This window comes from Rhodococcus sp. NPDC059234 (genome assembly GCF_042754225.1).
In the GTDB taxonomy this organism is placed as follows: domain Bacteria; phylum Actinomycetota; class Actinomycetes; order Mycobacteriales; family Mycobacteriaceae; genus Rhodococcus_G.
The window spans coordinates 28,813-54,540 of record NZ_JBHZAH010000010.1 but is presented as its reverse complement, the minus strand read 5'-3'; the positions used below and the strand labels follow the sequence as shown (position 1 = coordinate 54,540).

At 71.8% G+C, this 25,728-nt stretch carries 1 protein-coding gene (only partly in view); it reads left to right on the top strand.

Annotated features, from left to right (window positions below; all coding sequences use genetic code 11):
* Positions 1-260 precede the first annotated feature (260 nt).
* Positions 261-25,728: the 5' portion of a non-ribosomal peptide synthase/polyketide synthase gene (locus ACFXGJ_RS04045; protein ID WP_378616728.1), read on the top strand. Its footprint extends 17,831 nt past the window's final position; only the first 25,468 of its 43,299 coding nucleotides appear in the window; the start codon lies at positions 261-263; its stop codon lies beyond the right edge, outside the window.

Genomic DNA, 25,728 nt, shown 5'->3' with positions numbered 1-25,728 from the left:
ACCGCCGCGAGTCATGCAGCAAATATTGCCTGTGTGCGGGCATTGTACACAGTAATCGGAGGTGCATGCCCGAGGTAACGGACGACGATCGGCCAGGGATAATAAGAGAGGCCTCATCAGCTCTTCGCGCCGCAGGCGTCGGCGCGCGATGGGGTGTGAGTGATGGTTCGAGGAGGACCTGCAGGTCGGGGGTGTCAGGTCCTCGACTTGTGTGTGGGTCCTTCGGCGAAACGCCGTGACGGCGGCGACGAGGAGGACGAGTGGACGAGGGAACGACGAACAAGGTGGCAGGGGCAGGGAACGGCGGGATTGTTCCCGCCGACGCCTTTCCTCTCTCGGCCGCCCAGTTCGGATTGTGGCTCTCGCAGCAGTTGAACCCCGATGTGCCGGTCAACATGGCGCAGTACGTCGAGCTTCGTGGACAGCTGGACATCGACCTCCTCGAGCGCGTCAGCATCGTTGTCGGCAAGGAACTCGGATCGGGCTACCTCCGGTTGATCGACGTCGACGGGCGTCCGTTCCAGATGGTCGACCGCACCATCGACCAGTCGTTCGCCCGCCTCGACTTCTCCGCCGAGTCCGATCCGGCGGCGGCCGCCGCCGAATGGATGCAGGCCGAGTACTCGGCCCCGCTGGACCTGCTCACCGACCGCCTGATCGTGTGCGCCGTCCTCAAGCTCGGCGAGGACCATCACTACTGGTACGCACGCATCCACCACGTGGCCCTGGACGGTCACGGCGCGATGACGCTGATGACCCGCACCGCCGACATGTACACGGAGGCGCTCGCCGGCCGTGCGCTGCCCGCCGCGAAGACCGACGGCCTGCGGAAGATCTACGACGACGAGACGACCTACCGCGCGTCGACCCGCTTCGAGAGCGACCGTCAGCACTGGCTCGACGTGTCCACCGGCCTGCCCGAGGCGACGTCCTTCGCGGCCCGTCAGGCCCCCGCGCAGGCCCTCAGCCGCGTCGAGAGCTCGCCGCTGGCCGCCGAGACCATCACCAAGATCACCGAGCGCGACGGCGCCTCTTTCGCGCCCACCACCATCGCGGCCTTCGCGCTGTACTTCTCCCGGCTGACCGGTCAGCGGGACGTGCTGCTCTCGCTGCCCGTCTCCGGTCGCGTCACGGCGTCGATGCGCCGTTCGGGCGGCATGGTGTCCAACGTCGTGCCGCTCCGCGTCCGGATCGACAAGGCCGAGACCCTCGGTGAACTCGTCGCCAGCGTTCAGACGCAGCTGGTCGGCGCGCTTCGCCATCAGCGGTACCGGGCCGAGGACCTCAAGCGCGAGCTCGGCCAGGCCAGTGCCGACCGAGGCTTCTTCGGGCCGATCATCAACATCATGATGGGCCTGGGCGACCTGCGCCTGGGCTCGATGGTCTCGAGCCTGCACGTGCTCTCGTCCGGCCCGGTCGACGACCTGATGCTCAACCTGTACGAGACGGGCTCGGATCAGAGCACGCACGTCGACTTCATCGGCAACCCGGACCGGTACACGGCCGAGGAGCTCGAGCGTCACCACACCCGGTTCTTCGACTTCCTGGCAGAGTTCGCCGGCGCGGACCCCGACAGCGCGATCGCCGACCTCGAACACCTCGCGCCGGCTGAGCGCGAGTGGCTGCTCGAGCGGCGCGGTGTGCAGTCGTCTGCCCCGGTCTCGCTGGGGGACATCCTGGCGGACACCGCCGCGCGGTTCCCCGACCACGACGCCGTGGTCCTCGGCGACGTCACCTGGTCGTACCGGGAGCTCGACGAGCGGTCCAGCCGGCTGGCCCGGGTCCTGATCGACCAGGGCGTGGGCCCGGAGTCGTTCGTCGCCCTCGCCGTGCCGCGGTCGCTCGAGTCCATCCTCGGGATCTGGGCCATCGCGAAGGCCGGCGCCGCCTACCTGCCGATCGATCCGAGCTACCCGGCCGAGCGCATCGACTACATCGCCGCGGACTCGGGCGTGCACACCGGCCTGACGTTGGCCGCGCATGCGGAGGGGCTGCCCGGTTCGGTGCGGTGGCTGGTCCTCGACGACGCCGACGCCCTCGCCGCCGTCGACGAGCGGTCCGCGCGCCCGCTCGAGGTCGACGAGCTGACCGGACCGGTCCGCCCAGACAACGCGGCCTACATGATCTACACCTCCGGGTCGACCGGGCGCCCGAAGGGCGTCGTCGTCACCCACCGGGGTTTCAGCACCCTCGCCGCGGACCTGCGTGACCGCTACCTGATGCACCCGCAGGCGCGCGAGCTGCACTTCGCCTCACCCAGCTTCGACGCCGCGTTCGGTGAGATGCTTGCCGCGTTCGCGCACGGCGCCGCCCTGGTGATCGTGCCGCCGACCGTGCTCGGCGGCGACGAACTGGCCGCCGTGATCAGCGAGGGCCGCGTCACCACGATGGTGTCCACCCCGCCCGCAGCCCAGACCCTCGACCCCACCGGACTGGACACCGTCCGCCGCATCATCACCGGCGGTGACGTGTGTCCGCCCGAACTGGCCGCGCGCTGGGACGGTCGCCTCGTCAACGCCTACGGTCCGACGGAGACGACCGTCATCGTCACCGCCAGCGAACCGCTGCAGGCGGGTGAGCCGGTGACGATCGGCTCGGCCATGGCGGGCGTGTCGCTGTACGTCCTCGACTCGACACTGGCGCCGAGCGCGATCGGTGTCGTCGGCGAGCTCTACGTCAACGGTGCCGGCATGGCCCGCGGCTACCACCGCCGTCCTTCGCTGACCGCGGAGCGGTTCGTCGCGAACCCGTTCGGCGAGCCCGGCGAGCTGCTCTACCGCACCGGCGACCTCGTCCGCTGGACGGTCGGGGCGAGCGAAGCGACGGGGGATGTCACCGCGGGCACGCTGGAGTACGTCGGCCGCTCGGACTTCCAGGTGAAGATCCGTGGCTACCGCATCGAGCTCGGCGAGATCAACGCCGCGCTCGAATCGCATCCCTCGGTCGGATTCGCGACCACCGAGGCGCGTGAGAGCTCCGCCGGTCACGACCGGCTCGTGTCGTACCTGCTCGCGGCGGACGGGGCCGAGGTCGACGTCGTCGCGCTCTCCGCGCACGTGGCGCAGCTGGTGCCCTCCTACATGGTGCCCGCGGCGATCGTCGTCCTGGACGAGATGCCGCTCACCGTCAACGGAAAGCTCGACCGAAAGGCGTTGCCGGACCCGGACTTCGGTGCCGCTCCCGCCGAGTTCGTGGCCCCGCGCACGGATGCCGAGGCGATTCTCGCCCGGATCGTGGCCGAGGTGCTCGGTCTCGAGGAGGTCAGCGTCGAGTCCGGCTTCTTCGAGCTCGGTGGCGACTCGATCATCTCGATGCAGCTGGTGTCCCGGGCCAAGACGGCGGGACTGTCCTTCACGGCCCGCGACGTGTTCGAGCGCAAGACCGTCGCCGCCATCGCGGCCGCGGCGACCCCGGTCGGCGCCGAGGCCGCAGTCCCGACGCTGACCGAGCTGCCCGGCGGCGGCGTCGGTGACGTCGTCGCCGCGCCCATCGTCCGTGCCATGGTCGAGGACGGCCACTACGACGGATTCGCCCAGGCACTGCTGCTGACGATCCCGGCCGACGCCCGCCGCGACCAGGTGGTGGCGACGGTTCAGTCGGTCGTCGACTGGCACGACATGCTGCGCGCGCAGTTGACCGTCGAGTCGGGCGAACCCGTGCTGCGGGTGCGGCCGGTCGGCTCGGTCGACGCGGACGCCCTGATCACGATCGCCGACCCGGCGGCCGACGTCGCGGCGACGTCGGCCGCGGCGGCACGCACCCTTGCACCCGCCGACGGCGTGCTGGCCCGGTTCGTCTGGTTCCCCGGCGACGAGTCCGGCGACGGCCGCATCCTCGTGGTCATCCACCACCTCGCCGTCGACGGCGTGTCCTGGCGCGTGCTCGTGCCCGACTTCGCGGCCGCGTGGGCGCAGGTGCTGGCCGGGGCGCCGCTCGTCGCGCTGCCCGACGTCGTCACCTCGGTGCGGCGTTGGACGCAGGGTCTCGCGGACGACGCGGTGCGCCCGGAACGGGTCGCCGAGCTCGACGCGTGGCGGGCCATCGTCGAGGGGCCGGACCCGCTGCTCGGCGCGCGTGCGTTCGACCCACGCCGCGACGTCGCCGCCACCGAACGGACAGTGGAGGTCACCGTCTCGGCGGCCACCACCGCTGCGCTGCTCACCGACCTCCCCGCGACGCTGCGCGGCGGTGTCAACGACGCGATGGTTGCCGCGCTCGCGGTCGCCGTCGCCGACTGGCGCAAGGCCCGTGGGGTCGACGAGTCCTCGACCCTGCTCTCGATCGAGGGACACGGCCGCGACGAGTCCGCCGTTCCCGGTGCGGACCTGCACCGCACCGTCGGATGGTTCACCAGCGTGCACCCGGTTCGCGTCGACGTCTCGGGCGTGGACCTCGACGAGGCCCGACTCGGTGGCGACGCCGCGGGCACCGCGCTCAAGCGGGTCAAGGAGCAGCTGCTCGAGGTCCCGGGGAGGGGTCTCGGTTTCGGTCTGCTGCGGCACCTGAACCCAGACACCGCGCCGATCCTGCGCGAGTGGGCCACCCCGCAGATCGCGTTCAACTACCTCGGCCGGCTCTCCGCCGGTGACATCCCCGAGCAGTTCCGCGGGCTCGGCTGGATGCCCGACGGGGACGCCCTCTCCACCGGTGCCCACCGCGACCCCGACATGCCGCTGGCCGCCGCGCTGACGGTCGACGCGATCGCCACCGACGCGGGCTCCGGAGCCGTTCTCACCGCGACCTTCGGGTTCGCGTCCGAACTGTTCGACGAGGCGGACGTCGCCGACCTCGCGCGGCGCTGGGTCGAGGTGCTCGACGGTTTCGCCCGGTACGCGGCGTCCCCGGCCGCGGGCGGACTCACGCCGTCCGATGTCCCCCTGGTCGAGGTGACGCAGTCCCAGATCGATCGCTGGGAGGAGCGGTTCCCGGCGTTGACCGACGTCTGGTCGCTCTCGCCGCTGCAGGCCGGAATGATGTTCCACGCGACGCTGAGCGAGACGTCGGTGGACCTGTACACCGCACAGATCGTGCTCGACCTGGCGGGCGAGGTCGATGTCGACCGGATGCGGACGGCCGCACAGCGGCTGTTGGACCGGCACGAGAACCTGCGCTCGGCGTTCGTCTACGACGAGGGCGGCACCCCGGCGCAGCTGGTGACCTCGGCCGTCGACGTGCCGTTCGGGTACGTCGACCTGGCCGACGACCCGGCTGGCGACGCGAGCGCCCTGATCGCGGCCGCACGGGTCGAGCGTTTCGATCTGGCCGCGCCCCCACTGGTGCGGTTCCTGCTCGTGCGCACGGCTCCCGGCGCGTACCGGTTGGCGCTGACCAACCACCACATCCTGATCGACGGCTGGTCGCTGCCGCTGGTGCTGCGCGACCTCATCGTGCTGTACGCGGCGGGCTCGGACGACATCGCGTTGCCGCCCGCCCCGTCCTACCGGGTGTTCCTGGAATGGCTCGAGCAGCAGGACCGCTCGGCATCCCTCGCGGTGTGGCGCGAGGCCTTCGCCGGGCTCGAGGCCCCGACGATGCTCGCGGCCGGTCGGGAGCTGTCCGTGCTCCCGGTGCCCGAGGAGGTCGACGTCGCCCTCGACGCGGAGGTCGAGGCGGGGCTCGTCGGCCTAGCCCGGCACCTCGGTGTCACCGTCAACACGGTGGTGCAGGCGGCCTGGGCGATCATGCTCGCGCGCCTGACCAACAGTCGCGACGTCGTGTTCGGCGCCACCGTCGCCGGCCGGCCGCCGCAGCTGCCCGGCGTCGAGTCGATGGTCGGCCTGTTCATCAACACCTTGCCGGTCCGCGTGCGGATCGACGAGGACGAGTCGATCGCCGGACTGCTCGCGCGCCTGCAGGTCGAGCAGTCCGCACTGCTCGACCACCACTACCTGGGCCTGCCGGACATCCACCGCGAGACCGGGTTCGCCGCTCTCTTCGACACGCTCGCCGTGTTCGAGTCCTACCCGGTGGACCGGGCGGGGCTGACCGCCGACACCGACATCGCCGGCATGTTCGTGCGCGACCTCTCCGTCGACGACGCGACGCACTACCCGCTCACCCTGGTCGCCCTGCAGGATCCGACGCTGCGCTTCACCGTCAAGTACCTGCCGCCGCTGCTCCCGGCCGCGGAGGTCGAGGCGCTGCTGGCTCGGTTCGTCCGGGTGCTCGGCGTCATGGCGTCCGACGCGGCGACTCCGGTCGGCGCGATCGACATCCTGGCCGCCGAGGAGATGGCCCGCCTGGCACCGGTGCGCGGAGCCGCGGGGGAGATGCCCGACACCTTGCCCGCGATCTTCGCCGACGCGGTGGCGACCGCTCCCGACGGGATCGCCGTCAGCTTCGAGGGTCGCAGCCTGACCTACCGGGAACTCGACGACCGGACGAACCGGCTCGCCCGCGCCCTGATCGGTCGCGGTGTCGGCCCCGAGCAGTTCGTGGCGCTCGCGCTCACCCGTTCACTCGAGTCCGTGCTCGCGATGGTGGCCATCGCCAAGACGGGCGCGGCGTTCGTGCCGATCGACCCGAACTACCCGCTCGACCGCATCGAGTTCATGCTCGCGGACTCCGCCGTGCGGGTCGGCGTCACCGTCGCCGCCGAGCGCGACCTGCTGCCCGCGGCCGAGACCAGCTGGCTGGTCCTCGACGAGCCCGCGTTCACGGCCGAGGTCGACGGGCTGTCCTCGGCGCCGCTGACCGACGCCGAGTCGGGGCTCGGCCGCGCATCCGCCGCGGCATACATGATCTACACGTCCGGTTCGACGGGCCAGCCCAAGGGCGTCGTCGTGACGCACGTGGGCCTGCACAACTTCGCGGTCGAGCAGCGTGAGCGCTACGACGTGAGCGCGAGCTCGCGGGTGCTGCACGTGTCCTCGCCGAGCTTCGACGCGTCGATCCTCGAATACACGATGGCCTTCGGCGCGGGCGCGACACTGGTGGTCTCGCCGCCGACCGTCTTCGGCGGCAGCGAACTGCACGACCTGATCGCCCGCGAGGGTGTGACGCACGCGTTCGTCACGCCGTCGGCGCTGGCGTCGGTGGACCCGACCGGGCTGGACGGCTTCACCCACCTGGTGGCCGGCGGCGAGGCGGTGCCGACCGACATCGTCGAGCGCTGGGCGCCGGGCCGCAATCTCTACAACGGCTACGGCCCGACCGAGACGACCATCATGGTCGCGATCAGCTCCCCGCTCACCGTCGGCGAGCCGATCACGATCGGCGGCCCGATCCGCGGCACCTCCGCGGTGGTGCTCGACGAGCGACTGCGTGTCGTTCCCGCGGGCGCGGTGGGCGAGCTCTACGTCTCCGGACTCGGCCTGGCGCGCGGCTACCACGCGCGCGGCGCGCTGACCGCCGACCGGTTCGTCGCCAATCCGTTCGGTACGCCGGGGGACCGGATGTACCGTACCGGTGACCTGGTCCGATGGACGCCCCAGGGCGAGCTCGAGTACGTCGGCCGCTCGGACTTCCAGGTCAAGGTGCGCGGCCTGCGCATCGAACTCGGCGAGATCGATGCGGCCCTCGTCGCGCACCCGTCCGTGGACTTCGCCGCGACGCTCGGCGTGACCGACGAGCACGGCGACACCCAGCTCGCGGCGTACGTCCGCCCGGCACCGGGCGCCTCGGTGGACCCGGCCGACCTGCTCGCGTTCGTCGGCGAGTCGCTGACCGCGTACATGGTGCCCGGTTCGCTGACCGTCCTCGACGAGATCCCGCTGACCCCGGTCGGCAAGCTCGACCGCGCGGCCCTGCCGGCACCGGTGTTCGTCACGGCGGCAACGGAATACGTCGCGCCGAGCAACCCGATCGAAGAGATCGTCGCGGAGGTGTTCGCGGAGGTCCTCGGCGCGGAGCGGGTCGGTGTCACCGACGACTTCTTCGCCCTCGGCGGCAACTCGCTGGTCGCCACCAAGGTGACCGCGCGGATCAACGCCGCGCTCGACATCCGGATCGGCGCCAGGGACCTGTTCGAGGCGCCGACGGTCGGCGCGCTGGCCTTGCGTGCCGAGCACGCCGCCACCGGGTCCGTCGAGCGCCTGCCGCTGCGTACGGGCGAGCGTCCGGAGCGTGTGCCGCTCTCGCTCGCGCAGCAGCGTATGTGGTTCCTCAACCGGTTCGATCCGGATTCGGGCAGCTACAACGTCCCGATGGCAATTCGGCTCACCGGCGACCTCGACGTCGCCGCCATGGCCGACGCGCTGCGTGACGTGCTGGACCGGCACGAGGCGCTGCGCACGGTGTTCCCCGACTCCGTCGACGGCCCGCAGCAGGTGGTGCTCCCGCTCTCGCAGGTCCACGTCGACCTCTCGCCGGTCGCGGTGACCGAGGCTGAACTGCCTACGCGTGCACTGGAACTCGGTTCCGCAGGCTTCGATGTCACGCGCGAGATCCCGGTGCGTGCGCACCTGTTCGCGATGGCTCCCGATCAGCACGTGCTCGCACTGGTGATGCACCACATCGCCACCGACGGCTGGTCGCTGGCCCCGCTGGCGCGGGACCTGGTGCTCGCGTACACCGCGCGTACCCGGGCGGTGCCGCCGGCTTGGATGCCGCTTCCGGTGCAGTACCCGGACTTCGCCGTCTGGCAGCGGAAGATGCTCGGCGACGAGCAGGATCCCGCGTCGCTCGCGGCGCAGCAGATCGACTTCTGGACACGCGAACTCGCGGGGCTGCCGGACGTCCTCGAACTGCCCGCCGACCGCCCGCGCCCGGCCGTTCGTTCGGGACGCGGTGCGCGCGTGCAGTTCTCGCTCGACGGGCAGACCCGGCGCGCGGTCGACCAGCTGGCGCACCGGCACCGCTCGACGCCGTTCATGGTGCTGCAGTCCGCGTTGGCGGTGCTGCTGGCACGGATCTCGGGGGAGTCCGACATCGCGGTCGGCACCCCGGTCGCGGGCCGCGGCGAGCGGGCGCTCGACGAGTTGGTCGGCATGTTTGTCAACACCCTGGTGCTGCGCACCGCGGTCGACGGCGGCGCACCCTTCACCGATCTGCTCGCACAGGTCCGCGGTCGCGACCTGGCCGCGTTCGAGCACGGCGACGTGCCGTTCGAGCGGCTCGTCGAGGTGCTCAACCCGGTTCGTTCCGCTGCACACGCTCCGCTCTTCCAGGTGCAGTTCGCCCTGGAGAACTTCACGGAGCCGAGCATCGAACTGCCCGGGCTGACGGTCGCCGCCGAGGGCATCAAGACCGAGGTCTCGAAGTTCGACCTCGCGGTCACCGTCACCGAACGGTCCGCCGCAGGCTACGACGTCACGTTCCTGTACGCGACCGACCTGTTCGACGAGTCGACCGTGACGAGGTACTCACAGTGGTTCACCCGGGTCCTCGCGGCGGTCCTCGCCGATCCGACCGTCGCGGTCGGTGACCTGCCGCTCCTCGACGCCGAGGAGGCCGCCGCGGCCGCGGCGCTCGGATCCGCGCACGCGGCCCCGTCCCGTACCGGGTTGCTGCTCGACGACTTCCACGCTCAGGTCGCGCGGACCCCGGACGCCGTCGCGGTGTCCGACGACGACGGCTCGCTGACCTACGCCGAGTTCGAGGCGCGGGTCAGCCGCGCAGCGCGGGTGCTCGTCGGGCTCGGGGTCGGTCCGGAGACGACCGCCGCCCTGGCCGTCCGCAGGTCCGTCGACTCCCTCGTCGCCGCGTACGCGATCGTGGAGGCGGGCGGCGCGTACGTGCCGGTCGACCCCGATCAGCCGCTCGACCGCAACGCGTACGTCCTCGACGCCGCCGCCCCGGTGTGCGTGGTGACCACCGCCGCGGACGAGGCGTCCGTGCCGCTGGGCGGTCGCCCGGTCCTGCGGATCGAGGAGGTCGACGAGGCCGGTGCGGCGCAGCCGCTGACCGACGCCGACCGGCTCGGCTCCGTGCACCCCGAGCATCCCGCGTACGTGTACTTCACCTCCGGTTCCACCGGCCGCCCGAAGGGTGTCGTGGTCTCGCATGCCGCGATCACCGCGCACCTGCGCTGGATTCGCGACGAGGCCGCCCTCTCGGATCGCGATGTCGTGCTGCACAAGTCGGTTCCCACCTTCGATGTCGCGGTGTGGGAGTCCTTCGTCGGCCTGCAGGCGGGCGGTCGGATCGTGGTCGCGCGGGCCGACGGCCATCGCGACGCCGCGTACCTCTCGGATCTCATCGCCCGCGAGCGGGTCACCCTCGCGCACTTCGTCCCGTCGATGCTCGAGGTGTTCCTCGGTGCCGGGCTCGAGTTCGCGGATTCACTGCGGTTCGTCCGCGTCGGCGGCGAGGCCATCTCCCACGCCGTCGCCGAACGCGCCGCGGCCGCCGGTGTCCGGGTGCGCAACGGATACGGGCCGACCGAGACCGCGGTCACGGTCACGGTCGCCGACGAGTTCGACCCGGAGCGGATCGCCGAGGGCGCCATCGTTCCGATGGGCCGGCCCGGCGCGAGCGTGCGGGCGTACGTGCTCGACGCCCGCCTGCACCCGGTCGCGCCGGGTATCGGGGGAGAGCTCTACCTGTCGGGCGATCAGGTGGCCCGTGGCTACCTGGGTCGGGTCGATCTGACCGCGGAGCGCTTCGTCGCCGATCCCTTCGACGCCGGCCATCGGATGTACCGGACCGGCGACCTCGTGCGGTGGAATGCGGCCGGTGAACTGGAGTTCCTGGGCCGCACCGACTTCCAGGTCAAGCTGCGCGGCCAGCGCCTCGAACCCGGTGAGGTCGAGGCCGCGCTGCGCGCCGAGCCGAACATCGCCCGCGCGGCCGTACTCGTGCATCAGGACGAGCACGTGGGCGCCCAGCTCGTCGCCTACGTGGTCACCGTGGACGGCACCGAGGCCGACGCCGCCGCCCTGCGTCACGCGCTCGAACGGACCCTGCCGCGGTACATGGTGCCGTCGGCGGTCATGACGCTGGCCGAGCTGCCGCTCAGTGCGGCCGGCAAGCTGGACCGCCGGGCGTTGCCCGCACCGTCCTTCGACGCAGCGGCGGGCGCCTACGTCGCCCCGCGCACGCCGGTCGAGGAGATCGTCGCCACGATCTTCGCCGACGTGGTCGGTGCGCCGCGGGTCGGCGCGACCGACAACTTCTTCGACCTCGGTGGCAACTCGCTGATCGCGACGCAGGTGATCTCGCGGGTGAACGCCGCCTTCGAGACCGGGCTCGGTGTCCGGGAGATCTTCGACGCGCCGACCGTCGCCGAGCTCGCGCTGCGCGCCGAGACCGGCGCCGAGGCCGCGCCGCGTCCCGCGCTCGTCGGCCGTGAGCGCGGCGGCCGCGTGCCGTTGTCGCTCGCGCAGCAGCGGATGTGGTTTCTCAACCGGTTCGATCAGGACTCGGCCGCGTACAACATGCCGTTCGCGATCCGCCTGACCGGCGAACTCGACGTCGACTGCCTTCGCGAGGCGATGCGCGACCTGCTGGACCGGCACGAGACCCTCCGCACCGTGTACCCCGACTCCGCGGAGGGGCCGCACCAGGTGGTGCTGCCGACCGCCGCCGTCGCGGCGACCGTGGACCTCGAGGTGGTCCCGGTTGCCGAGTCGGACCTCGAGCGCGAGGTGGTCGCGCTCGCGACCGCGCCGTTCGACGTGACGGCGGCCCCGCCCGTGCGGGTGCGGCTGCTCGCCACCGCCGACGGTGCCTACGTGCTCGTGTTCGTGCTGCACCACATCGCGTTCGACGGCTGGTCGTCGGGGCCGCTGGCCCGCGACCTGATGATCGCGTACACCGCCCGCACCTCGGGTGCGGAGCCGAGCTGGTCGCCGTTGCCGGTGCAGTACGGCGACTTCGCGATCTGGCAGCGGGAACTGCTCGGCGACGAGGAGGACCCGCAGTCGCTCGCCGCCCGTCAGCTCGACTTCTGGCGGACCGAACTCGCGGATCTGCCTGATCTGCTGGAACTTCCGACCGATCACGCCCGCCCGCTGCAGCAGTCCTTCCGCGGCGGGGACGTCGCGGCCAGTCTCGATGCGGAGCTGCACGCGCGACTGCTCGGTGTCGCGCGCCGCACGAACTCGACGCTGTTCATGGTCGTGCACGCCGCGCTGTCGGTGCTGCTCGCCCGACTGTCCGGCGGCGAGGACATCGCGATCGGCACGCCCATCGCGGGTCGTGGTGAGGCCGCGCTCGACGACGTGATCGGCATGTTCGTCGGCACCCTCGTGCTGCGCACCGAGGTCGACGAGAACACCACGTTCGCGGACCTGCTCGGTCAGGTGCGCGAGCGCGATCTGGCGGCCTTCACGCACACCGAGATTCCGTTCGAGCGGCTCGTCGAGGCGCTCAACCCCACGCGCTCGGCGGCGTACCACCCGCTGTTCCAGGTCTCGCTGTGGTTCCAGAACATCAACCGAGCCAGCCTGGAGCTGCCCGGCCTGACGGTGACTCCGGCGGCGTTCGAGACCGGACTGTCCCGGTTCGACCTACAGCTGACGGTCACCGACACCACCGACGCCCTGGGCGCTCCCGGTCCGGTGGACCTGGTCCTGACCTACGCCAAGGACCTCTTCGAGCGGTCCGGTGCGGAATCGTTCGCGCGCAGGCTCATCTCGATCCTCGAGGCGGTCGCGACGGACCCGACCGTCATCGTCGGCGACATCCCGCTCGTCACCGCGGACGAGCGCACCCTGGTGCTCGACACATGGAACGACACCGACCACACCGTGGCGGAGGTTGAGGCCGGACTCGACACGCTCGCAGCACTTTTCGACGCGCAGGTGGCACGCACCCCGGATGCGGTGGCCCTCGTGTTCGAGGGCGAGCAGCTGACGTACGCGGAGTTCGACGCGCGGGCCAACCGGCTCGCCCGGCACCTCATCGGCCTGGGCGTCGGCCCGGAGTCGGTGGTCGGACTGTCGATCCGCCGTTCGTTCGACCTGCTCGTCGGCATGTACGCGATCCTCAAGGCGGGCGGCGCGTACGTGCCGCTCGACCCGGACCACCCGGCCGAACGCAACGGCTACGTGCTCGACAGCGCCGAGCCGGTCTGCGTGCTCACCACCGCGCGCGACGAGGTGCCCCTGCCGGAGACCGCCGTCGTGCTCGAGATCGACCGGCTCGACGTCTCGGGCCACAGCGGCGCCCCGGTCACCGACGCCGACCGGATCACGCGGTTGCGCCCCGAGCACCCGGCGAACCTGATGTACACCTCCGGTTCCACCGGGCGGCCGAAGGGCATCGCGGTTCCGCACGCGGGCCTGGTCAACCAGCTGCTGTGGATGCAGGACGAGTACGAGCTCACCGCCGACGACGCGGTGATGCTCAAGACCCCGATGACCTTCGACGTGTCGGTGTGGGAGTTCTTCTGGACCCTGCAGACCGGCGCGCGGCTGGTGATCGCGCGCGCGGACGGGCACCGCGACCCCGAGTACCTGTCGACGCTGATGGTCGAGCAGCGGGTCACGGTCGTCCAGTTCGTGCCCTCGATGCTGGCGATGTTCGTGTCGAGTTCGTCTGCGCGCATTCCGGATTCGGTCCGCGCCGTCATCGCCATCGGCGAGGCGTTGCCGATCGAGACCGCCGAACGCTTCCGTGCCCTCGCCGCGGCGCCGCTGGACAACCTGTACGGACCCGCCGAGGCCTCGCTGGCCGTGACGACCTGGTCGTGTACCGACGCCGACCGCGGCTCCGTGCCGATCGGCGCGCCGATGTGGAACACCAAGCTGTACCTGCTCGACGCGCGTCTGCAGCCGGTCCCGGTCGGTGTCGCGGGTGAGCTCTACCTGTCGGGCGTCCAGCTGGCCCGCGGCTACCACGGCCGCGTCGACCTCACCTCCGACCGGTTCGTCGCGGACCCGTTCGCCGGCAATGCCGCCGCCGGGGCCCGGATGTACCGCACCGGCGACCTGGTGCGCCGGCGCGCCGACGGCATCCTCGAGTACATCGGCCGCACCGACTTCCAGGTCAAGGTGCGCGGCAACCGGATCGAGCTCGGCGAGATCGAGTCCGCGCTGGCCGCCGCGCCCGGCGTCAGCCAGGCCGTCGTCGTGGTTCGTACCGACCCGCACACGGGCGACCAGCTCGTCGGCTACGTCGTGCCGACCGGTGCACAGGCGATCACTCCCGAGACCGTCGCCGCGCACGCGGCGCAGACGCTGCCGTCGTACATGGTTCCGGCCGCGGTCATGGTCCTCGACGAGTTCCCGCTCAACGGCAGCGGCAAGGTCGACCGCAAGGCCCTGCCGGACCCGGTGTTCGACCTCGCGGGCGCCGAGTACGTCGCGCCCCGCAACCCGGTCGAGGAGATCATCGCCGGGGTGTTCGCCGAGGTGCTCGGCGTGCCGCGGGTCAGCGCCGTGGAGAGCTTCTTCGACGCGGGCGGCAACTCCCTCGTCGCCACCCGCGTCACCGCCAAGGTCGCCGAGGCGCTCGGCGTGCGGGTCGGCGTGCGCGACCTGTTCGACGCCCCGACGGTCGCGGAACTGGCCACCCGTCTCGAGTTCCGGGACGAGGGTCGCGATCGCGCGGAACTGCTGCCGCAGCAGCGCGGCGAGCGGATCCCGCTGTCGCCCGCCCAGCAGCGGATGTGGTTCCTCAACCGGTACGACCCCTCGTCGCCGGCGTACAACCTGCCGCTCCCGGTCCGGTTGACCGGCGCGCTCGACGTCGACGCCATGCGTGCCGCAGTGCTGGACGTGATCGAGCGACACGAGTCGCTGCGCACCATGTTCCCCGATTCGGACGCGGGGCCGCACCAGATGGTGCTGTCCGCGGCCGAGGTCGTTCCGGATCTCGCGCCGGTCGACGTGGCCGAGGCGGCACTGCCCGCCGCGATCGCGGAGACGGTGCTGCGCGGATTCGACGTCACGGTCGAGGTGCCGCTGCACGCCCGCCTGCTCCGCATCGCCGAGCACGAGCACGTGCTCGTGCTGGTGCTGCACCACATCTCGGGTGACGGACTGTCGATGGGCCCGCTGGCCCGCGACGTGATGGTCGCCTACAGCGCGCGGGTCGCCGGTGACACCCCGAGCTGGGCGCCGCTGCCCGTTCAGTACGCGGACTACAGCATCTGGCAGCGCGCGGTGCTCGGCGACGAGAGCGACCCGGAGTCGGCGACGGCCCGGCAGATCGCCTACTGGCGCGGCGCGCTCGCCGAGTTGCCGGCCAAGCTCGACCTGCCGACAGACCGGCCGCGCCCCGCCGCGCAGTCGATGCGCGGCGCGGATCACCGATTCGACCTCGACGCCGACCTGTACGGCACGATCGCGGACTACGCCCGCACGCGCGGCACGACCCCGTTCATGGTCGTGCATGCCGCGTATGCCGCGATGCTGGCGCAGCTGTCCGGCACCGACGACATCGCGATCGGCACGCCCGTCGGCGGGCGCGGCGAGCGAGTCCTCGACGACCTGGTCGGCATGTTCGTCAACACCCTGGTGCTGCGGACCGTGATCGACCGGGCGGAGAGCTTCGACGACCTGGTCGCGCGGGTCCGTTCCACGGACCTCGCCGCGTTCGAGCACGCGGAGATCCCGTTCGAGCAGCTCGTGGACGCGCTCGGTGCGCCGCGGGCCACCTCGCACGCGCCGCTGTTCCAGGTGGCGCTGTCGTTCCAGTCCGAGTCGAACACCCGGCTCGAGCTGGCGGGTCTCGAGGTCTCTGCCCTCGACGTGCCGACGGGATCGGCGAAGTACGACCTCATGCTCACCGTCCTGGAGGGATCGGACGGCGGCGCGAGCGCCGTGTTCACCTACGCCACCGACCTTTTCGACCAGCCGACGGTCGCCCGGTTCGCGCGCAACCTGCAGGACGTGCTGCGGACCGCACTCGGCGCGCCGCAGGGTGCGGTCGGGGATCTCGCGATCCTCGACTCACAGGAGCGCGCTCGCCTGGTCTCGCGGCGCGGTGCGCAGGCGCCGCAGCCGCGCACCCTGGCCGGCATCCTCGCCGACGGCGCGCGGCCGCACCTCGATCGTGTCGCGATCGAGGTCGGCGACGAGGCGGTCACCTACCGTGAGCTGACCGATCGGTCGAACCGCCTCGCGCGGCACCTGATCGATCTCGGTGTCGGACCGGACTCGGTTGTGGCTCTTGCGATTCCGCGTTCCATCGACGCGATGGTCGCGATCTGGGCGGTCGCCGCCGCTGGTGGCGCCTACCTCCCGATCGATCCGAAGCTGCCCGCCGAACGCATCACGCACATGGTCACCGACTCCGGTGCGGTGGTCGGCCTGACCGCCTCCGCGTTCCGGGACGCGCTACCCGCCGGGCCGGCGGGGCGGTGGGTCGAGCTCGACGACGTCGAGGTCGCGGCGTCCGTCGCGGCCCGGTCCGCCGATGCGGTCACCGACGCCGAGCGGATTGCCTCGCTGTCCGTGGACCATCTGGCATACGTCATCTACACGTCCGGTACCACCGGTCTGCCCAAGGGCGTCGCGGTGACGCACCGGGGCCTGGCCGCACTGACCGAGGACCTGCTCGAGTACTACGGAACGACGGCGGCATCCCGGGTCCTGCAGTTCGCGGCGATCAGCTTCGACGCGGCGGTCGGCGAGATGCTCTCGACCTTCGCGGCCGGGGCCACCATGGTCATCGCGCCCGCCGATCTGTACGGCGGCGCCGAGCTCGCCGGCTTCATCCGCGAGCAGCGGATCACCCTGTTCGTCGGCACCCCGACGGCGGTGCAGACGATCGACGCCACAGGTCTCGATTCGGTCGAGCGCGTAGTCGTCGGCGGCGACGTGTGCCCGCCGGAGTTGGCGGCCCGTTGGGGCGGTCGACTGCGCAACGCGTACGGGCCCACCGAGACGACCGTCATCGTCACGATCACCGAGCCGCTCGCGGCCGGCGTCGACATCACCATCGGCGTACCGATGCGCGGGGTCCACACGCTGGTTCTCGACCCCCGACTGCGTCCGGTTCCGGCCGGCACTCCCGGCGAGCTGTACGTCACCAACGAGGGCCTTGCCCGCGGCTACCTGGCCCGGCCGGCGCTCAGCGCCGAGCGGTTCGTCGCGAACCCGTTCGGCGAGCCCGGTGCGCGGATGTATCGCACCGGCGACGTCGTGACCTGGACCAACTCGGGTGATCTCCGGTACGTCGGGCGCTCCGACTTCCAGCTGCAGGTGCGCGGCTTCCGCGTCGAACTCGGCGAGATCGATGCTGCCCTGAGCACGCACGCGGGGGTGGCGTTCGCCGCGACCGTCGGGCGCCCGGGCCCGGCCGGCGACCTGGTTCTGGTCTCCTACGTCAAGCCGGTGGACGGAGCGGTCGTCGTCGCCGACGAGCTGACCGCGCACGTCGCGGACACCCTTCCGGCGTACATGGTTCCGGCGGCGGTCGTGGTCCTCGACGAGGTGCCCCTGACGCCGCTGGGCAAGCTCGACCGGGGGGCGCTGCCGGCGCCCGAGTTCGCCGGCGCGGGCGAGTTCGTCGCGCCGCGCGACGAGATCGAGTCCGGCGTCGCCGACGTGTTCGCCCGCATCCTGAACGCGGCACGCGTCGGCGCGACCGACGACTTCTTCGACCTGGGCGGCAACTCGCTGATCGCGACCCGGGTGGTCAGCCAGGTCAACCAGGCCTTCGGAGCCGACCTCGCGGTGCGAGACCTGTTCGAGGCCAGCACGGTCGCCGAGCTCGCCGCGCGGGTCGTGCACGGCGGCGATGCCGGCAGGCCCGCCCTGGTCCCGCAGGAGCGCGGGGAGCTGGTCCCGCTCTCTCTTGCGCAGCAGCGCATGTGGTTCCTCAACCGGCTCGACGTCACCTCGGCCGCCTACAACATCCCGTTGGCGGTCCGGATGTCGGGCACGCTCGACGGCGACGCGCTGCGGGCCGCACTGCGCGACGTCGTCGCCAGGCACGAGAGCCTGCGCACCGTCTACCCGGACTCGGCCGACGGCGGCCACCAGGTGGTTCTGACCGTCGACGCCGCCGGCCTCGAGCTCGAGACCGCCGCAGTCGAGGCCGCCGACGTGCACGGGCGGGTCGCCGCGCTGGCGACGGCCGGCTTCGACGTCACCGCGGCCGTGCCGCTTCGTGCCGCCCTGCTCACCCTCTCGGACACCGAGCATGTCTTCGTGCTCGTGTTGCACCACATCGCGGCCGACGGCGTCTCGCTGGCACCGCTCGTCACGGACCTGATGACCGCCTACTCGGCACGCGCCGGCGGGCACGCGCCGCAGTGGGCGCCGCTGCCGGTGCAGTACGCGGACTACGCCATCTGGCAGCGCGAGCTGCTCGGCGATGCCGCAGACCCGTCCTCCCGGGCCGCCGCGCAGCTCGGCTACTGGACGAGCGCGCTGGCCGGTCTGCCGGACCAGCTGGACCTGCCGACGGACCGGCCGCGTCCGGCCCAGGCGTCGATGCGCGGCGGTCGCGTCGAGTTCACCATCGACGCCGAGGTGCACCGCGCGGTCACCGAGATCGCCCGCGCCCAGGGCGCGTCGGTCTTCATGGTCATGCACGCCACCCTCGCGGTGCTGCTGGCCCGACTGAGCTCGACCTCCGACATCGCGATCGGCACCGCGATCGCGGGCCGCGGCGAGCGCGAGCTCGACGGCCTGGTCGGCATGTTCGTCAACACGCTGGTGCTGCGGACCCGCGTCGAGCCGGAGACGGACTTCCAGACGCTGCTCGCGCACGTGCGTGCGGCCGACCTCGGCGCGTACGCGCACACCGAGATCCCGTTCGAGCGCGTCGTCGACGTGCTGAGCCCGACCCGGACGCAGTCGCACCACCCGCTGTTCCAGGTCGCGATCGCGTTCCAGGACGCGCAGGACCTGCGGCTCGAGCTGCCGGGTCTGACGGCCACGCCCGAGGACATCGAGGCGAACATCGCCAAGTTCGACCTGCAGCTCTCGCTCGCCGAGCAGGTGGACGCCGACCGACGCCCGAACGGCATGCTCGCCTCGTTCGACTTCGCCACCGACCTGTTCGACGCCGCGACCGTCCGCACGTTTGCCGAGCGCCTCGTGCGGATCCTGTCCACCGTCGTCGTCGACCCGACCGTTCCGGTCGGCGACGTGCCGATCCTCGACCCCGACGAGGAGCACGCGCTCGCCGGTGTCGCGGGCGCGCAGCCGCTCGAGGCGCGGACCCTGCCGCAGATCCTCGGCGCGGCGGTTGCCGTCGACCCGGACCTGGCCGCCGTGGACGCGGCGGGTGTACAGGTCAGCTACCGCGAGCTCGACGACCGCTCGAACCGTCTTGCGCGGGTGCTGCGCGAGCGCGGTGTCGGCGTCGGCACCTTCGTCGCCGTCGCGATGCCGCGGTCGATCGACACGGTCACCGCGGTGTGGGCGATCGCGAAGACCGGAGCCGCCTTCCTCCCGGTGGACCCGAGCTACCCGGCCGATCGCATCGCCCACATGCTCACCGATTCCGGTGTGGCCGTTGGTATCACGACCGGTGATCACCGGTCGGCGCTGGCGGGCGAGGTCGACTGGCTCATCGTCGACAGCGCGGAGACCGGTGAGCTGGTGTCGGGCGCGTCCGCCGACCCGTTGGACCTGACCGAGTTCACCCGCCCGATCCGGGTGGACGACGCGGCGTACGTCATCTACACCTCGGGTTCGACCGGGCAGCCGAAGGGGGTCGTGGTCACGCACCGCGGCCTGGCCGACCTCGTCGCCGAACAGCAGCTCCATCTGTTGCTCGAAGCGGGTTCGCGCGCGCTGCAGTTCGCCTCGCCGAGCTTCGACGCATCCGTGTTCGAGATGATGATGGCGTTCGGCAGTGCCTCGACACTGGTGATCGCGCCCGCCGACCTGTACGGCGGCGAGGAGCTCTCGACCTTCCTGCGCGAGCAGCGGGTCACGCACGCCTGCATCACCCCGGCCGCGATGGCCGCCGCGAACCCCGCGGGCCTCGACGACCTGCGCGTGCTCGCGGTCGCGGGTGACGTCTGCCCGCCGGAGCTCGTGGCCCGCTGGGCGCCGAGCCGCACGATGTTGAACCTGTACGGCCCCACCGAGACCACGGTGTGGGCGACGGTGTCGGCACCGCTCGTGGCGGGTGCCCCGATCACCATCGGTGCGCCGACCCGGGGCTTCCGGGTCGCGGTGCTCGACTCGCGGCTGAACCCGGCGCCGGTCGGTGTCGCGGGTGAGCTGTACCTGTCGGGGCCCGCCCTGGCCCGCGGCTACCACGCGCGCGGCATGCTGACCGCGGAGCGGTTCGTGGCGAACCCGTTCGGTGCGCCGGGGGAGCGGATGTACCGCACCGGCGACGTGGTCCGGTGGACCGCCGACGGAAACCTCGAGTACGTCGGCCGCGCAGACTTCCAGGTGAAGGTGCGCGGGTTCCGGATCGAGCTCGGTGAGATCAGCGGCGCCCTCGCCTGCCACGACAGCGTCGGCTTCGTCACCACCGAGGGTGTCACCGCCCCCGACGGGGGCACCGTCCTGGTCGCGTACGTGCTGCCCGTCGCCGGCCGCGAGGTGGACCAGGAGGTGCTGCGCTCGTTCGCGGCCGAGTTCCTGCCCGCGTACATGGTCCCGTCGTTCGTGATCGCCCTCGACGAGGTGCCGCTCACGCCCGCAGGCAAGCTCGACCGCAGGGCGCTGCCGGCACCCGAGTTCGTCACCGCCACCGTCGACTACGTCGCACCGCGCTCGCTCACAGAGGAGCTCGTCGCCGGAATCTTCGCCGAGGTGCTCGGGGTCGAGCGGGTCGGCGTGACGTCGAGTTTCTTCGACCTCGGCGGAAACTCGCTGTCCGCGACCAAGGTCACCGCCCGGATCGGTGCGGCGCTCGGCGTCCAGGTCGGTGTGCGGGAACTGTTCGACGCCCCCACCGTTGCGGAACTGGCCGCGCGCGTGGAGCATTCGACCGCGGTCGAGTCGCGCGCACTGACCGCGACCGAGCGCCCGGCGCGGATTCCGTTGTCCCTCGCGCAGCGGCGGATGTGGTTCCTCAACCAGTTCGACACCGAGTCCGCGGCCTACAACGTGCCGCTGGCGGTCCGGCTGTCCGGCGCACTCGACGTCGAGGCGCTGCGCCACGCGGTGATGGACGTGGTGGCGCGCCACGAGGTTCTGCGCACGGTATACCCGGACTCGGTGGACGGCCCGTTCCAGGAGATTCTGTCGGTCTCCGATCTCGACGCGTCCCTCGCCACGGTCGCCGTGGCCGAGGACGAGATCGTCGGCCGTGCGGTCGAGCTGATCTCCCGCGGCTTCGACGTCACCGTCGCGCCGCCGGTCCGGATGGCACTGCTGGAGATCTCGCCGACCGAGCGGGTGCTCGTCGTGGTGATGCACCACATCACCGCAGACGGCGCCTCGGTGGCGCCGCTGGCGCGCGACATCATGATCGCGTACGGCGCACGCTCGTTCGGCGTGGCGCCGCAGTGGGCCCCGCTGCCGGTGCAGTACGCCGACTATGCGATCTGGCAGCTCGAGACGCTCGGCTCGCTCGACGATCCCGAGTCGCGCGCGAGCCGGCAGAGCGCCTACTGGAGCGAGCAGCTCGCCGGTCTCCCCGAGGTGCTGGACCTGCCGATGGACCGGCCGCGCCCCGCGGTGCAGTCCACGGCCGGTGCGAACGTCGAGTTCGTCGTCGACGCCGACCTGCACGCACGACTGGTGGAACTGGCCCGCGGCCGCGGCGCCAGCCTGTTCATGGTGCTGCACTCCGCGTTCGCGGTGCTGCTGTCGCGACTGGGCCGCGAGTCCGACATCGCGATCGGCACGCCGGTTGCCGGTCGTGGCGAGCAGTCCCTCGACGACCTCGTCGGCATGTTCGTCAACACCCTGGTGCTGCGCACCGAGGTCGATCCGGGTGCGACGTTCGAGTCGCTGGTCGAGGCTGCCCGCGAGACGGATCTGTCCGCGTTCACCCACGCGGACATGCCCTTCGAGCAGTTGGTCGAGGTGCTCGCCCCCTCCCGCTCGACGGCGTACTCGCCGCTGTTCCAGGTGATGTTCACGATGCAGAACAACACCCAGGCGACCTTCGAGCTGCCCGGACTTGCCGTGAGCGGACTGACGTCCGACTTCGACGTCGCCAAGTTCGACCTGCAGCTGACCGTCGGCGATGCGCGCGCCGAGGACGGCACCCCCGCCGCTCTGACCTCCACGCTGAGCTACGCGACCGCGCTGTTCGACGAGGCGACCGTGCGCGGCTTCGCCGACGCCTACCTGCGGATCCTGGCCGCCGTCGCCGCCGACCCGCAGGTCGTGGTCGGTGACGTGGAGATCGCGGGCGCCGCGGACCGGTCCGCGATCGCCGCGGTCAACGCGACGGCGCACCCGGTGGCCGAGGCCACCCTGGTCGACCTGTTCGACGCGCAGGTCGCCCGCACGCCGGACGCGGTCGCGCTGGTCTTCGAGGGCGAGCGCCTGACCTACTCCGAGTTCGACACGCGCGCGAACCGATTGGCGCGCAAGCTGATCGACGCCGGCGTCGGTCCGGACACGCTCGTCGCCCTGGCGGCGCGCCGGTCGATGGAGCTGCTGGTCGGCATGTACGCGGTGGTCAAGGCCGGCGGTGCCTACGTGCCGGTGGACCCCGACCATCCCGCGGACCGTACCCGGTACGTGCTCGAGTCCTCGGCCCCGGCCGTCGTGCTCACCGGTGGCGACGTCGACCTCGACGTGCAGGCAGGCACCACGAGCTGGTCGCTCGACTCCCTCGACCTCAGCGGATACTCGGACGCCCCGGTCGCCGACGCGGATCGGCTTGCGCCGCTTCGTGATTCGAACACCGCTTACGTGATCTACACGTCCGGGTCCACCGGCCGCCCGAAGGGCGTAGCGGTGCCGCACGCGGGCATCGTCAACCGCCTCGAGTGGATGCAGGCGCAGTACCCGATGGGGCCGGAGGACACGGTCGTCCAGAAGACGCCGTCGACCTTCGACGTCTCGGTGTGGGAGTTCTTCTGGCCGCTGCAGGTCGGTGCCACGCTGGTGATCGCGCGCCCGGACGGGCACCGCGACCCGCTGTACCTGGCGGAGCTCATCGAGTCGGAGTCCGTCACGACCGCCCACTTCGTGCCGTCGATGCTGTCGGCGTTCACGTCCGTGGTCGACGCCGGGCGGGTGCCGTCCCTGCGTCAGGTCTTCTGCTCCGGCGAGGCGCTGACGCCGCAGGCCGCGCAGGCGTTCGCCGGCCTGAGTGCGGCGGCGCTGCACAACCTCTACGGGCCGACCGAGGCGTCCGTCGACGTCACGTTCCACGAGTACACGCCGGCCGACACCGCCACGGTGCCGATCGGTGGCCCCGTCTGGAACACGCAGCTGCACGTGCTCGACGGCCGGCTTCGTCCGGTCCCGCTCGGTGTCGCGGGTGAGCTGTATCTGGCGGGCACCCAGCTCGCGCGCGGGTACGTCGGCCGCGCCGACCTGTCGGCGGACCGGTTCGTCGCCGATCCCACGGCCGACGGTCAGCGGATGTACCGCACCGGTGACCTCGTCAAGTGGGTCGAAAGCTCCACCGGTGGACTGGAACTGGTGTACCTGGGGCGGACCGACTTCCAGGTCAAGCTGCGTGGTCTGCGGATCGAGCTCGGTGAGATCGAGTCGGTGCTCCTCGAACAGTCCGAGGTCGCGCAGGCCGCCGTCCTCGTGCGCGAGGACGTTCCGGGCGCACAGCAGCTCGTCGCTTACCTGACCGCGGCGGCGGGCGCTGCCCCGCAGGTCGACGCGCTGTCCGCCGCCCTCGCTGTGCGGCTGCCCGAGTACATGGTGCCGTCGGTGCTGATGGTCCTCGACGCGTTGCCGCTCAATGCCTCCGGAAAGCTCGACCGCAAGGCGCTGCCCGCGCCGGACCTCGCCGACCGGTCGGAGACCTACCGGGCGCCGAGCAGCCCGACCGAGACCGTGCTGTGCCGACTGGTGGCCGAGCTGCTCGGCCTGGACCGCGTCGGTGTGGACGACTCGTTCTTCGCGCTCGGCGGCGATTCGATCATGGCCATCCAGCTGGTCTCGCGGGCCAAGCGGGAGGGCATCGTGCTCAAGCCCGCGCTCGTGTTCGAGCACAAGACGATCGCGGCCCTCGCCCGGGTCGCGGCGGTCGGCGCCGACACGGTGACGCTCGACGAGTTGCCGGGAGGCGGCGTCGGTGAGCTGCCGCTGACCCCGATCGTGGCGTGGATGATCGAGCACCTGCGGGAGTTCGACGAGTTCTCGCAGGCCGTGATGCTCACGCTGCCCGCGGGCATCGCCGAGGCCGAGCTGTACGACACCGTGCAGACGGTGCTCGATCACCACGACATGCTGCGCTCGCGGCTGGTGCGTGCCGAGAGCGGCGGCCACCTCGAGGTGTCCGGTGCCGGTTCGGTCTCCGCGGCCGCCGTCGTCACCCGGGTACCGGTCGCCGACCGACCCGGCACGGACGCGTTCGGTGCGCTCGCCGAGGCCGAGATGCGCGCCGCGGCAACCCGACTCGACCCCGAGTCCGGGGCGATGGTGCAGTTCGTCTGGTTCGATCCGGCCACCGCTGGCACCGGTCGACTGCTCGTCCTCGCCCACCACCTGGTCGTCGACGGCGTCTCCTGGCGTGCCCTGGTCCCGGATCTGGCGCTGGCCTGGGTCCAGGCGACACAGGGTCAGGGGCCGGAGCTGTCCGCGGTCGGCACCTCGTTCCGGCGCTGGGCACACGGCCTGGCCGACGCCGCCGCCGATCGCGTCACCGAACTGCCGTTGTGGCGGACCGTGCTCGACGGAGAGGACCCGCTGCTCGGTGCCCGTGCGCTCGACCCCGAGGCAGACACCGTCTCGAGCCTCGCGGACCTTCGGGTCGAGCTCGACCCCGACGTCGCGGAGGCCGTCCTCGGGCGGGTGCCGGCGATGGTGCACGGCACCCCGAACGACGGACTGCTCACCGCGCTCGCGCTGGCGGTCGCGAAGTGGCGGCGGGATCGGGGCGTCGACGCGCCCGGTGCCGTCGTCACCCTCGAGGGCCACGGCCGCGAGGAACAGGCCGTGCCCGGCGCGGACCTGGCCAACACCGTCGGATGGTTCACCACCGCGTTCCCGGTGCGACTCGACCTCGCCGGCATCGACCTAGACGAGGCGTTCGCGGGCGGCGCGGCGGCCGGCGCCGCGATCAAGCGGGTCAAGGAGCAGCTGCTCGCGATCCCGGATCACGGCATCGGCTACGGCCTGCTCCGTTACCTGAACGCGGACACCGCCGCCGAGTTGCGCGAGCTGCCGGCACCGCAGATCGGGTTCAACTACCTCGGCCGGGTCGCGACCGCCGCGGTCGATGGCGACGCCGCCTGGGTCCCGGACACCGAATCGGGCAGCCTCGGTGGCGTGCGCGACGCGGGCATGACCGCGCCGGCGATCCTCGACATCAACGCCTCCGCGGTCGACACCGCCGACGGCACCCGCCTCGGCGCCACCTTCTCCTACGCGACCGCCGTGCTGGACGGCGCCGACGCCCAGGCGATCGCCGACCTGTGGGTCCAGGCGCTGACCGCGCTCGTCACCCATGCCGACGCCCCCGGAGCCGGCGGATTCACTCCGTCCGACCTGCCGCTGGTGACCCTCGACCAAGCCGGTGTCGAGTCGCTCGAGGCCCGTCATCCGGGACTGGCCGACGTGTGGTCGCTCTCGCCGCTGCAGGAGGGACTGCACTTCCACGCCCAGTTCGCGGGCGAGCACCTCGACGCCTACATGGTCCAGACGGTTCTCGACCTGACGGGCACCGTCGACCCGCAACGCCTCCGGGCGGCAGGTCAGGCGCTGTTGCGCCGGCACGCGAACCTGCGCGTCGCGTTCGACTCGGCCTCCGGAGATCCGGTGCAGATCGTGCCCACGGACGTGGAACTGCCTTGGCAGACGGTCGATCTGAGTGCGGATTCGGATCCGGACGCGGCGT